Annotated in this window: 11 protein-coding genes; 3 read left to right on the forward strand and 8 right to left on the reverse strand. The window is 72.7% G+C overall.

The window, feature by feature from the left end:
• Positions 1 to 2: 2 nt before the first annotated feature.
• Entirely contained in the window at positions 3 to 1,781 is a 1,779-nt protein-coding gene (locus tag NV263_RS21820) for an ABC transporter substrate-binding protein (protein WP_263248470.1), read from the reverse strand.
• A 167-nt stretch (positions 1,782 to 1,948) separates the two neighbouring features.
• On the opposite strand from NV263_RS21820, the gene NV263_RS21825 reads away from it, so the two are divergent.
• On the forward strand, positions 1,949 to 2,776 hold the full coding sequence (locus NV263_RS21825) for a M55 family metallopeptidase (RefSeq protein ID WP_263248472.1): 828 nt from the start codon (positions 1,949 to 1,951) through the stop codon (positions 2,774 to 2,776).
• A 254-nt stretch (positions 2,777 to 3,030) separates the two neighbouring features.
• Here the strand turns inward: NV263_RS21825 and NV263_RS21830 are convergent, their stop codons facing one another.
• Both NV263_RS21830 and NV263_RS21835 read right to left on the reverse strand, forming a co-directional pair.
• Positions 3,031 to 3,741 carry an Imm1 family immunity protein gene (locus NV263_RS21830; protein ID WP_263248473.1) on the reverse strand — a complete coding sequence of 237 codons (711 nt, stop codon included), beginning with the start codon at positions 3,739 to 3,741 and terminating at the stop codon, positions 3,031 to 3,033.
• 186 nt (positions 3,742 to 3,927) lie between these two features.
• Entirely contained in the window at positions 3,928 to 4,554 is a 627-nt protein-coding gene (locus tag NV263_RS21835; RefSeq protein WP_263248475.1) for a TetR/AcrR family transcriptional regulator, read from the reverse strand.
• 153 nt (positions 4,555 to 4,707) lie between these two features.
• Between NV263_RS21835 and NV263_RS21840 the strand changes: the two genes are divergently transcribed.
• Complete coding sequence (locus NV263_RS21840) at positions 4,708 to 5,442, forward strand: SIS domain-containing protein (protein ID WP_263248476.1); 735 nt, start codon at positions 4,708 to 4,710, stop codon at positions 5,440 to 5,442.
• Between the two features lies 1 nt (position 5,443).
• On the opposite strand, the gene NV263_RS21845 is transcribed toward NV263_RS21840, so the two are convergent.
• The 5 genes from NV263_RS21845 to NV263_RS21865 all read right to left on the reverse strand — a co-directional run bounded on the left by NV263_RS21845 (position 5,444) and on the right by NV263_RS21865 (position 10,861).
• A complete protein-coding gene (locus NV263_RS21845) occupies positions 5,444 to 6,253 on the reverse strand; it encodes an enoyl-CoA hydratase/isomerase family protein (RefSeq protein WP_317630358.1) in 810 nt (269 codons plus the stop codon).
• 159 nt (positions 6,254 to 6,412) lie between these two features.
• Positions 6,413 to 6,622, reverse strand: coding sequence for a helix-turn-helix domain-containing protein (locus NV263_RS21850; RefSeq protein ID WP_010310662.1), 210 nt, complete (start codon positions 6,620 to 6,622; stop codon positions 6,413 to 6,415).
• A gap of 197 nt (positions 6,623 to 6,819) precedes the next feature.
• Entirely contained in the window at positions 6,820 to 8,448 is a 1,629-nt protein-coding gene (locus tag NV263_RS21855) for an ABC-F family ATP-binding cassette domain-containing protein (protein WP_263248482.1), read from the reverse strand.
• Between the two features lie 173 nt (positions 8,449 to 8,621).
• A complete protein-coding gene (locus tag NV263_RS21860) occupies positions 8,622 to 9,290 on the reverse strand; it encodes an acVLRF1 family peptidyl-tRNA hydrolase (RefSeq protein ID WP_263248484.1) in 669 nt (222 codons plus the stop codon).
• Positions 9,287 to 10,861, reverse strand: a complete 1,575-nt coding sequence (locus NV263_RS21865; RefSeq protein ID WP_263248486.1) for a deoxyguanosinetriphosphate triphosphohydrolase family protein — start codon at positions 10,859 to 10,861, stop codon at positions 9,287 to 9,289. Before NV263_RS21865 ends, NV263_RS21860 begins: the two co-directional genes overlap by 4 nt.
• 159 nt (positions 10,862 to 11,020) lie before the next feature.
• Between NV263_RS21865 and NV263_RS21870 the strand changes: the two genes are divergently transcribed.
• A complete protein-coding gene (locus tag NV263_RS21870) occupies positions 11,021 to 12,220 on the forward strand; it encodes a lycopene cyclase family protein (protein ID WP_263248487.1) in 1,200 nt (399 codons plus the stop codon).
• The last annotated feature ends 206 nt before the right edge of the window (positions 12,221 to 12,426 follow it).

Here is a 12,426-nt window from a genome sequence, read left to right on the forward strand (position 1 = left end):
GCTCACTCCCTGAGGTCGGCGGTCGCCCGCCGCCGGACGGCCACGCCTGCCACCACAACACCGACCAGCACCACCACGCCACCGATGACCCACGCGACGGTGGTGTAGTCGGTGCTCGTGGGCCCGCTCAGCGCCTCCCGGGTCGGCTGCGCCCCGTAGTAGCCCCAGTAACCCTGCTGGGCGGTGATCACCCCGCCGCGGGCGGGCTGCAGGGTGAAACCGCTGAACCGGTCGGTGCGGTAGGCCTCCAGCGAGTTCTGGTAGAACAGCACCAACCCGGTGGCCTGGTCGTAGAACCGCTGCTGCGCCCGCTTGACCAGGTCGGCACGGGCCTTCGGGTCGAACTCGGCGAGCTGCGCGGCGTAGAGGTCGTCGTACTGCTTGTCGCACAGGAACGAGTCGGGCAGCCCGCCACCGCTCGGGGTCGGCCGCGCCGCGCAGGTCTGCAACCGCAGCACGGTGTCCGGATCGGGGTTGGCCGACCACCCGCTGATCGCCAGGTCGAAATCGCCGCCGGTGGTGCGCTCGTCGAGCTGGTTGTCCGACACCGGCTGCAAGTCGACGCGGATGCCCAGATCGGCCAGCCACCGCTTGACGAACTCGCCGACCTGCGCGTCGTAGGAGACGTCGCCGTGCAGCACCATGTCGAAGTCGAGCGGCTGGCCCTGCGGCGTCCGCCGCACGCCGTCGCCACCCCGGGCATAACCCGCCTGGTCGAGCTCGCGGTTCGCGGCGGCCAGGTCGAATTCGCGCGTGCGCGGAGGCGTCCACTGGTAGTCGGCGAAGATCGGCGGCAGGTACCCGCCGCCGACCTGGCCGTACCCGCCGAGCACCCGGTCCACCAGGGTCCGACGGTCGATGGCCCGGTCGAGGGCCCGCCGCACCCGCACGTCGCGCAACGCCGGATGTCCGGTCCCGATCGGCTGCCCGGCGCTGTTGGCGGCTCCGGGGTTGACCAGCAGTTCGTAGAACCGGCGGCCCTGCCCGCGCACCGGCCGGACGTCGCGCTGCCCGGACAGCGCGTTGAACTGCGCCGGGGTGAGCTTCTGGACCACGTCCACGTCGCCCTTGCGCAACGCCTGCACCGAGGCGTCGGTGTTCTTGAACTGGATGAACTGCAGTTCGGAGATCTTCGGCGGTCCCCGCCAGAAGTCCTCGTTGGCCTTCAGGGTCACGCTGCGCTCGGGCTGGTACCCGGTGAGCACGAACGGTCCGCTGCCGACCACCGGCATCCGGTCGTTGGCGAAGGTGGCCACGTCGGCGACCTTCGACCACACGTGCTCGGGCACGATCGGCGCGTCGATGGCCAGCGTCGTCGCCTGCGGCGTCTTCGTGCGGATAACCAACGTCCCGTCGTCGGGCGCGGTGACCGACGCGAAGTTCTCCACGAAGTTGCCGTTGGCGGTGGCCGCCGCCGGATCGGTCATCATCCGGTTGAACGTGTAGGCGGCGTCGCGGGCGGTCACCGGTTGCCCGTCGGACCACTTCACGCCCTGCCGGATGCGGAAGGTCCAGGTGAGCCGGTCCGGCGAGGTCTGCCAGCTCTCGGCCAGCTCGGGCACCACCGAGAAGTCCTCGGCGCGGTAGGTGGTCAGCGCCGGGTAGATGACGCGGAAGAGATCGGTGGCGCCCAGCAGGTGCCCGAGGAACGGGTTGAGCGAGTCGATCTGCTGCGGCAGCGCGACCCGCAGCGTCGCGCCGCCCTGCTGCGCCGTGGCGGGTGCCGCCGGGATCAACCCGACCAGCAGAACGGCCCACAGCACTGCGAACAAGCGGCGCACGGTGCCCCCCTTCACGGCGAGTGAGAAAAAAGAACCACCTCCGAGCGCTGTTCGTCAATGCTTGACGAACGGTTGCGCCCGGGCGCACCACGCACGGGTACCGAACCGTTATCCGCTCCCGGCGCGGCGCTGGTCACCGCGGCCGCGCGCGCCTAGATTCGGCGGCTGTGCGGATCCTGATCTCAGCGGACATGGAAGGCGTCACCGGCGTCACCTGGACGGACGACGTGGTGGCCGGAACCGAACCGTGGCAGCGCTTCCGGCGGCTGTTCACCGGCGACGTCAACGCGTGCGTCGCGGGCCTGCACGACGCCGGCGCCACCGACGTGGTCGTCAACGAGGCCCACTCCGCCCAGCGCAACCTGCTGCTGGAGGAGCTCGACCCGCGGGCGCGGATGCTCACCGGCAGGCACAAACCCCTGTCGATGATGCAGGGCGTCGACTCCGGTGTGGACGGCGTGGTCTTCCTCGGCTACCACACCGGCGCGGGCGAGGAGGGCGTGCTGTCCCACACCTACCTGGAGAACTCGATCACCGGCGTCTGGCTGGACGGCGTCCGCGCGAGCGAGGGCCGGCTCAACGCCGCGCTGGCCGCCGAGCACGGCGTTCCGGTGCTGCTGGTCACCGGCGACGACCGGACGTGCGCGGACGCCGCGGAGTACGCGCCCGCCGCGCGGTCCGTCGCCGTGAAGGAGTGCGTGAGCCGCTACGCGGCGATCTGCCTGCCGCCCGAACGCACGGCCGAGGCCATCCACTACGCCGCCGCAGCGGCGATGGAGCGGGCCGGGCGCGGCGAGCCGGACCCGCGCCCGCACCGGGTCGAGGTGGAGTTCGACGCCGCACACCTCGCGGCGGCGGCAGCGGTGGTGCCGACGGTCGACCAGCTCGACGTCCGCCGCGTCGGCTACGACGCCCCGTCGATGACGGCGGCGATGAAGGCGTTCAAGGTCGTCACGACCGTCGCGGGCCGCGCCATCCAGGACCTCTACGGCTGACGAGCCCTCAGGCTCAGTGCCTGTCTTTGAACTCGTTGTGCATGGCGGTGCCGGGAGCGGAACCTCAGCGGCCGTCTCGACTCCGGGAGCCCCTCCTGATGTATGCCCAATACACGGCGTCGGGGCTGTCCTCGCGAGACGACCGCTGAGAACCCGCGGCGGTGCGAGCTGCGAGACCACTCACCGAAAGAGAAAGCGGCTCCGCCGCTTGCCACACCCCTTCCGGGAGCAGGGTTCAAAGACAGGCACTCAGCTCAGACGTCGCCCCACCGCGCGGGCTGCCACTGCACGGCCTCGGGTCGCTCGCCGGTGCGGGTGAACTCGTCGAGCGCGGCGCGCAGCTCCCGGAACGGCAGCACCGCGTCGCGGGGGAACTTCAACGCGCTGCCCGCGTCGAACGGCAGCGCGGGTGCGTCCGGCAGCGGCTCGGGGTTGCTGGTGTGCCACGAGGTCAGCTCGCCGTCCTCGGACTCCTCGGTGAAGTTCAGGACCCCGATCTCCGACTCGCCGTCGGTGACGATCCGCACCTGCGTGTAGGGCCCCGGCGCGTCCGGGTTCTCGTGCGGCCGGTCCCAGACGTAGAGGTGGCACGCACCCGGCACGGACGGCCGCAGCACCCGCTCGACCAGCGCCGCCTTGTCCTCCTCGCTGTGCGCGTAGTGCCGCTCGTCCCCGACCACGGCCGTCGTGACGGTGATGCCCAGCTCGGTGTTGCGGGCGCCGACGGCCTCGGCCCGCAACCCCTCCATGCAGACCCGGGCCTCCCGCAGCGCCTTGACCGCCGCGCCCTGGTGGAACACCAGGTCTCCCCAGTACGGATGCCCCAGGACCTTGTTCAGGTCGTCGTAGACGGCGTGGGTGGTCTCGATGAGCTTGTCCAGCGCGTCCAGCGGGACGTCGGCGAGCCTCGCGAACACGACCGCCGGTTGTTCGGTCGGACCGGGCTCTGGTGACGGATTCGACATGCGCCTTCCCTGCATCCACTACGGATCGAGGGCGACCGGTCCGGGCGCCCCACCTGCCGTTGTGCACCGACCTCGTGCGCCGGTGGCGCACCGCCGCGCGTGCCGGGCCTCGTCCGGACGGCCGGTGACGCCGCACGCCCAGAGGTTACCGCGCGTCACATCGCGCGTTCGCGGCGCCACCGGTGGTCAACTCGCGAAGTCGCGCAGCACCTCCACGGGCGGTTCGTCCTCGACCGAGCCCAGGGACAACAGCGCCCGCGCCAGCACCTCCGGAGCGTCCATCCCGATCTCGCTCACCAGGTCCTCGGGCAGGCTGAGCATCGACAGCGCGACGCCGAGCATCCCGGCGTCGAGCAGCCCGGCCCCGCGCCGGCTCATCCGGCGCCCGACAGCGGTGTTGAGCTGCACCGCCGTGTCCACGTCGGCGCGCACGATCTGCCCGATCGCCGCGGACACCTCGGCGTTGCGCACCGCCTCCAGGTGCAGTTCGAACAGCGCGAGGAACTGCGCTCGCGCACTGGTCGCCATCCGGCGCAGCATCGCCGCGTACAGCGCGACGACGTGCTCACCGGTCAACCCGTCGGGAACCCGCCCCCGCAGCTCGCGCAGCGCGGCGGTGTGCTGGTCGGCCAGGTACTGCGCGGCGGCCTGGAACAGCGCGCTGCGCGTCGGGTAGTAGTTCTTCGTCGTGCCTTCCGGCACCACGGCCTGGCGGTCGATGGCGCGATGCGTCAGCCCGCGACCGCCCTCCCGCGCCAGCACCTCGATGGCTGCCTCGGCGAGCAGTTCCCGGCGGTTGCCTCGTTGCGGCATGCATCCCCCGGCGGCTCGGCTTGCAGTACTGATCAACAGCCTAGCCGCCGAACCACACCAGTGGTGGGCAGGGGCGCGGGCATGTCTTGACCAGCGAACACCCGGATTGGTATAGACCTCATGTCCCATTCCGCCGCCCCGGGAGCGCCTGCCATGCCGGAGAAGACCCCCGTCCACGCCGAACGAACGCTGGAGCACCTGCGCACCGTGGGCGCCCGCAACGCGGAACCCCTCCGCACCGCCGCGGACCTGCTGTTCTCCGCCGTCCGCCGGGACGGCCTGGTGTACACCGCCGGCGCCGGGCACTCCCTGGTCGGCGTGATGGAGTCGTTCTACCGCGCCGGCGGCCTCGCCCCGGTCCGCCCCCTGTACCACCCCGACCTGCTCCCCCTGCACGGCGCCGCGACCAGCACCGCCACCGAGCGCCGCAGCGGCCTGGCGGAGGAGGTGCTGACCGACGCGGGATTCCGCGGCGGCACCGACGTGCTGGTGGTGTTCTCCACCTCGGGCGTCAACCCGTACCCGGTGGAACTGGCGATGAACGCGCGCAAGGCCGGATCACCGGTCATCGCCGTCACCTCGCCGACCGCGACCGCCGCAGCACCCCGACGCGCGACGTCCACGCTGGCCGAGCAGGCGGACGTCGTCCTGGACACGCTGGTGCCCAGCGGTGACGCGGGCTACCCGCCGGCCGCCCCGGTCACCGCCCCGGCGTCGACCCTGGCCAACGCGTTCCTGTGGAACATGCTGCTGGTGCAGCTGCACGAACTGGCCGCGGCGGCGGGTCTGGAGCTCCCGGTCTGGCGCAGCTCGAACGCGGTCGGCGGTGACGAGGCGAACGCCGCCAACCTGGCGCGCTACGCCGAACGCGTTCCCGGCCTGCGGTGAGTCACGGAGCGCCGAAGCGCTCGGCCAGTTCGGCGATGCACCGCAACTGAGCCGCCCGCTCCTCGGCGAGCTGCTGCTCGGGATCGACGGCCTCGTCGGCCTGCACCAGCAGTTCCAGGGTTTCGCGGACAGCCGTCCGCGGCGGCTGGGCGACCGCCTCGGCCAGTTCGTCGACCGCGACGTCCAGCCGCTCCCCCGGCACCACCGCGTTCGCCAGGCCCAGCCGCAGCGCCTCCTCGGCCGGGACCTCCCGGCCGGTCAGGCAGATCTCCACCGCACGCGCGTAACCGACCGCCTTGACCAGCGGCAGCGTGCCGCCCAGGTCGGGCACCAGGCCGAGTCCGGTCTCGGCCATCCGGAACCGGGCGTCGTCGGCCACCACCCGCAGGTCGCAGGCAAGCGCCAGCTGGAAGCCCGCCCCGATGGCGTGCCCTTGCACCGCCGCGATCGTGACCCGCTCGGGTTCCCGCAACCAGCTGAAGCCCTGCTGGAACCCGGCGATGTCCGCGTCGGCCTGTTCGGTGGGCCGTTCCGCCAGCGCGGCCAGCCCCGGCGCGCCGTCGACCTCGGCGGAAGTGAACAGCCTGCGGTCGAGCCCGGCGGAGAACGCCCGGCCCGCACCGCGCACCACGACCACCCGGACCTCGGGATCGAGGCGCTGCCCGATCTCCCGCAGCGCCTGCCAGGTCAACGGCGTCTGCGCGTTGAGCCGGTCCGGACGGTTGAGCGTGATCGTGGCCCGCCACCCCTGGACCGCAAGTCCCACACCCCCGCGGTCCAGCAGGTCGGCCTCCACTGTCGACTCCGCCAAGCGGGCCTCCGTTGAGTTCAGCATCGACCGGTCGGCATCAACCGTAACGCCCGCCGATCATGATGGAGTCGCCGTGTGCCGCGCCGTGCACAAACGCGCTGGGCACGCCACGTCGTGGCGTGCCCGTCCAGGTGCGCGTGGCGACGCGCGGCGTGGTTCTCACTTCTTCTTGGAACGTGTCGCGCCCCCGCGCCCGCGCAGCTGCACGCCGGATTCGCTCAGCACGCGGTGCACGAACCCGTACGAACGACCGGTCGCTTCCGCCAGCGCGCGGATGCTCGCCCCCTTCTCGTATTTCTTTCTCAGGTCACTGGCCAGCTTGTCCCGCGCGCTCCCGGTGATGCGCGCACCTTTCTTCAGCTCAGCCACGGTGTCCCCGCCTTCCCTCCGAGCAGGTCGGGCCTCGCGACCCCTGTCAGCGCAATGATCGAACAGGAAAGCCGCGAACGCCAGGCGATCATGGAAAAAAGATCGGCCATCGGTCGAGAGGGAAGCGTGGCGATCACCGGAATGCACTAATCCATCCGCAGTAACGCACGCTGCGAGTCACGCCGCTTCGGGTGGTTCTACGCCAACTGCACGAGTTCCAGGTAGTCCTCCGACCAGTGGTCCTCGGTTCCGTCCGGAAGCAGGATGACCCGCTCGGGTTGGAGTGCCTGCACGGCGCCCGGATCGTGCGTGACCAGCACGACCGCGCCGGTGAAGCTGCGCAGGGCGTCGAGCACCTGCTCGCGGCTGGCGGGGTCGAGGTTGTTCGTCGGCTCGTCCAGCAGCAGCACGTTCGCAGCGCTGGAGACCAGACCCGCCAGCGCGAGGCGGGTCTTCTCGCCGCCGGAGAGGGTGCCCGCGGGCTGCTGGAGCTGTTCGCCGGCGAACAGGAACGTGCCGAGCAGCGTGCGCAGCTGCTGTTCGGCGGTGTCCGGGGCGGCGCGGCGCACGTTCTCCCACACCGACGCGTCGTGGTCGAGCGTTTCGTGCTCCTGCGCGTAATAGCCGATGCGCAGCCCGTGACCGGCGACGACTTCGCCGGAGTCCGGACTTTCCAGACCGGCCAGCAACCGCAGCAGGGTCGTCTTGCCCGCGCCGTTGAGGCCCAGCACGACGACCTTGGCGCCGCGGTCCACCGCCAGGTCGACACCGCTGAAGATCTCCAGCGAACCGTAGGACTTCGACAGGCCGTCGGCGGTCAGCGGGGTGCGCCCGCACGACGCCGGTTCCGGGAAGCGGATCCGCGCGACCTTGTCCTGGGCCTGTTCGGACTCGGTGCCCGCCAGCAGTTTCTCGGCTCGTTTGGCCATGTTCTGCGCGGCCACCGCCTTGGTCGCCTTGGCGCGCATCTTGTCGGCCTGCGCCATCAGCGCGGACGCCTTCTTCTCGGCGTTGGCGCGCTCGCGGCGGCGGCGCTTCTCGTCGGCGGCCCGCGCCTCCTGGTAACGCCGCCAGTCCATGTTGTAGACGTCGGCCTCGCCGCGGACCGCGTCGAGGAACCACACCTTGTTGACCACGGCGGCGAGCAGGTCGACGTCGTGGCTGATGACCACGAGACCGCCGTCGTGGTTGCGCAGGAACTCCCGCAGCCAGGCGATCGAGTCGGCGTCGAGGTGGTTGGTCGGCTCGTCCAGCAGCAACGTGGTCGCCGACCGGCCGCCCGGGCCGACCTCGGAGGCGGCGAACAGGATGCGCGCCAGCTCGACGCGGCGCCGCTGCCCGCCGGACAGGGTGCGCAGCGGCTGGTTGAGCACGCGGTCGGGCAGGCCGAGGTTGCCGCAGATCCGGCCCGCCTCGCTCTCGGCGGCGTACCCGCCGCGCGCGGCGAACCGCTCCTCCAGGCGACCGTAGCGGGCGATCGCGCGGTCGCGTTCCCGGTCGTCGGCGAGCTCGGCCATCGCGGTCTGGGCCTTCTCCATGTCCCGCACCAGCTGGTCGAGACCGCGCGCGGACAGCACCCGGTCCTTCGCGGTCACCGACAGGTCGCCCTCGCGCGGGTCCTGCGGGAGGTACCCGAGCTCGCCGCGCCGCAGCACCTCGCCGCCGTAGGGCTCGCCCTCGCCCGCGAGCACGCGCAACGTCGTCGTCTTGCCTGCGCCGTTGCGGCCCACCAGACCGATCCGATCACCGGGCTGGACGCGCAGGGTGGCGTCGGACAGCAGGATGCGGGAGCCCGCGCGCAACTCCAGGCCCGTGGCAGAGATCACCAGAAACTCCGAGGAAAGTCGTGGTCGAGCGGGGTCGTGAAAGCGCCCACCTGACCGGGGCCGGGTGGGCGGGATGACGCGCTAATCAGCGCGAGCGGAAACGCGGAGGCTGACCACGGGACCAGTGTAACGGGGGCCGTCCAGCGAATTGATCGCGGACCTGGTCTCCTCGGTCACACCGGGTCGCAGACCTCGACCTCGACGCAGGTCGCACGCCGGGCGGCCGCGTCGAGCACGGCGCGCCGGGGCTCGGGCACGTCGAGCACGCGGGGCTCGGCGGCGGCGAGCAGGTCGGTCAGCCGGGGGTCGGCGCGCAGCTCCTCCAGCGCCCGGCGGTCGCCACCGAGGACCACGCCGTCGAGCCGTTCGGCCAGCAGCAGCCGAGCCACGTCGTCGGCCGCCGACCGGACGGCGCGCCGCCCCTGGTCCTGGCGGCGGCGGGCGAAGCGCTGCTGCGACCAGCCGCCCGCCTTGGTGCGGCCCTGCACCAGGTGCCGGTCGGTGGTGGAGCGCTCGACCCGGCCGCCGAGTGCGATGCCGACGCTGTGCGCGCCCCGGCGGACCAGCACGATCCCGATGCGGCGCGGCACGCGCAGGTGCGCGACCAGCGGCTCGACGACCAGCCCGGCGCGGTGGCCGTGCGGCGGCGGCAGCGGACCGAACGGGACGTCGACCGCCGCCCGCGCGCCGTCCGCCGCGCGGACCTCCACCCGCCGGTCCCCCAGCGATGTCGACTCGACGCCCCCGTGGCCCGCGGCGAAGCGTTCGAACCAGCCCGCCAGGCGTTCCGGCTCGACCTCGACCGCACGCCCGCCGCCCGGCAGCTGCCTGACCCGGTTCACAGCACGAACGTGTCGTTCCACAGCTGCGTGGTGCGCCCGGACAGCGCCTCCAGCAACGCGGCCGCCTGATCGTCGGTCAGCGACGCGATGAAGTCGATGACCGCGCGGCCGCGGGCCATCCGCTCCAGGTGCTCGCCGTCGACCGGCGTCGACGTTCCCGGCGCGACCAGCGCTTCCGGGTCCTCCCGGCGCAGCACCGCGAACTCGTCGGCGGCCCGGTCGAACAGGTCGCGCAGCCGGTGCGGGAGCCGCGCCGCCTCGCTGCGGTCGATCAACCAGTTGTCCAGGGCCTCGACGAGCTTGCTCAGCAGCCGGTCCTGGCCGCGCTGGTGCAGCGCCAGGTCCGGGCGTTGCAGCACGAACCGGCGGTGCACGAACTTGAGCACCTGCACCTCGTGCCACTGCTCGACCGCCAGCGCCACGTGCCCGGAGCGGGTGGTGGGCTTGTCGTCCACGCGCACGCCCTCGACCAGCCGCCGCGTCCACTCGCCGGAGAACGCCGCGACCGCCTGCTCGGCCTGCAACGACCGGTCGAACGGCACCTCCAGCAGCTTGGTGACCAGGTTGGCGACGACCTTCTTCACCGCGCTGACGAACGCCTCGTCGTGCGCGATCCAGCCGTCCTTGGCGTGCAGCCTGCGCCGCAGCAGCTCCAGCGAGCGCCCCGGCCGGTCACCCCCGGCGGCGAGGTCGTCGTCGGAGAGCGCGGCGAATTCCACGGCGTGGCCGAGCCATTCGGTCAGCTCGTGCGAGACGCTGGTGTGCTGCAGGATGCCGACCCGGTGGAAGTCCTCCAGGTCGTGGATCGCGTAGGCGATGTCGTCGGCGGTGTCCATGACCGACGCCTCGACGCTCTGCTGCCAGTCCTCCAGGCACCCGGCGAACACCGACCGCGCGTCGGCCATGTCCTCGGCCTCGGTGACGTAGCTGGAGAACTTCGCCGAGCCGGTGCCCGGCGACTCCGGCGGTTCCGAGGCGCCGCGCGGCGGTACCGGCAGGTGCCGGGGATGCGGCCGGGGCCGGGACAGCCGGGTCCACGGGTACTTCAGCAACGCGGCCCGCACGGCCGCGGTCAGGTCCAGACCGTCCCCGTCGGCGCCGCGCACGTCGATGCGGGTCACGACGCGGTAGGTCTGCGCGTTGCCCTCGAAGCCGTCGGGCAGCGCGAACCGCTGCCGGGCGATGCGGTCCAGCACGCTCTCCCCGAGGTGCCCGAACGGCGGGTGGCCGAGGTCGTGGCCGAGCGCGGCCGCCTCCACCACGTCCAGGTCGCAACCGCCCAGCCGGTCCAACCGCGCCACGTCGTCCGGGCTGCTCAGCAGCCGCTCGGCGATGGCCCGCGCCACCTGGGCGACCTTGAGGCTGTGCGTCAGGCGGTTGTGCAGCAGCAACCCGGATCCGCTCGGGCTGACCACCTGCGTGACCCCGCCCAGCCGGGCGAAGAACGCCGAGCTGGCGATCCGGTCCCGGTCCGCCCGGAACGGGCTGGCGGCCAGATCCCCGGGCGGTCGGCCGCACCCGGCCCGGTCACTGCGGCGGCTCGTCCGAAGCACGTGTGGCTCATCCTGCATGCGCACACCGTATCCGCCGGCGCCCGTCCGTCCGGGCGCACCGCGCGGCCCCGGTGATCCGCTCGGGTATCCTCGGGCCGGAAGATCCGGTGGCGCCGCAGGTCAACAGGCCGAGCGCGCGCAGCTGTCCCGGAATCGCCCTGCACCGAGGTTGGACGGGTGGATGTCGTAGTCGTCGGCGGTGGCCCGGCCGGCCGCGCGGCGGCCGCGGCCTGCAGCGACACCGGCCTGCGCGTCACGCTCGTCGACCCCAGCCCGCGCCGCGGCTGGCCGCACACCTACGCGACGTGGCGCGACGAACTGCCCGCCTCGGTGCCGCAGTCGGCGGTGGCGGCGGTGACGGACCGGATGTTCGCCTACGGCACCACCCGGCACGAGTTCCACCGGCCGTACGCGGTGCTGGACAACACCGCGCTGTGGAAGCACCTGTGGCGCCCCGACGTCGTCGAGGTCACCGGCCGCGCGGTGGCCGCCGAGCACGGTCCGACCGGGTCGACCGTGGTGCTCAAGGACGGCCGCCGGATCGCCGGCGCCGTCGTCGTGGACGCCTCGGGCGCGGCTCGGGTGCTCACCGGGGGCCGACCGGCCCGCGGGCCCGCCCAGCAGACCGCGGTCGGCGCGGTGTTCGACGCCGAGGACGCCCAAGCGCTCTGCGGAGCGGAGTCCGGGCTGTTCATGGACTGGCGCCCGGCCCCGCACACCCGCGGCGGCTGGCCGACGTTCCTGTACGCCGTGCGGCTCGGCCCGGACCGGGTGCTGCTGGAGGAGACGTCGCTGGCCAGGCGACCGGGGCTGCCGCTGGCGCTGCTGCGCCGCAGGCTGGCCGGACGGCTGGCAGCGGCCGGGGTGCCGATCGAGCACCGCCTCGGCGAGGAGCGCGTCCGCTTCCCGGTGGACGACCCGCTGCCCCGCCCCGGCCGGGTGGTCCCCTACGGCGCGGCCGCCGGATTCGTGCACCCGGCGACCGGGTTCAGCGTCGCGGCGTCGCTGCGCCAGGCCCCCTGGCTGGCCGGTGCCATCAGCGCCGGGCTGACCGGTGGACCGGCCGCGGCCGCGCGGGCCGCGCGGTCGATCCTGTGGCCGCCGCGCGCGGTGAGCGCGCACCTGCTGCGCCGCCGCGCCCTGCACGCGCTGCTGACGTTCCCACCGGAGCTGGTCCCGGAGTTCTTCGAGTCGTTCTTCTCGCTGGACCTGCGCCACCAGTCGGCGTTCCTGTCCCCGGACGGCGACCCGGCGACCACCGCCGCGGCGATGTCGGCGCTGTTCCGCATCGCGCCCTGGCAGGTGCGCCGACGGCTGGTGCGGGGCGGACTGGTGCTGGGCCGCCCGGTCGCCCAGCACGGTTTCGGCGGCGAGTGATCGGCAGATGCGGTAGCTCACTCGAACCGGCCGGTGCTCACGGTCCGTACCGGGAAAAGGTTTCAGCGGGAGATTCGAACACGCGCCGTGGTGGAACCGTCGCGTTTCGTTGTGTCGGCCGACACAGAGCCCCCTCCTGGATGGTGTAACGCCCTGGTCAGACGCGCTAACTTGGCTCCGGGGGATCGGGTGGAGGAGGACTCGGA

It is taken from the genome of Saccharopolyspora rosea (assembly GCF_025643595.1).
Classification (GTDB): domain Bacteria; phylum Actinomycetota; class Actinomycetes; order Mycobacteriales; family Pseudonocardiaceae; genus Saccharopolyspora; species Saccharopolyspora rosea.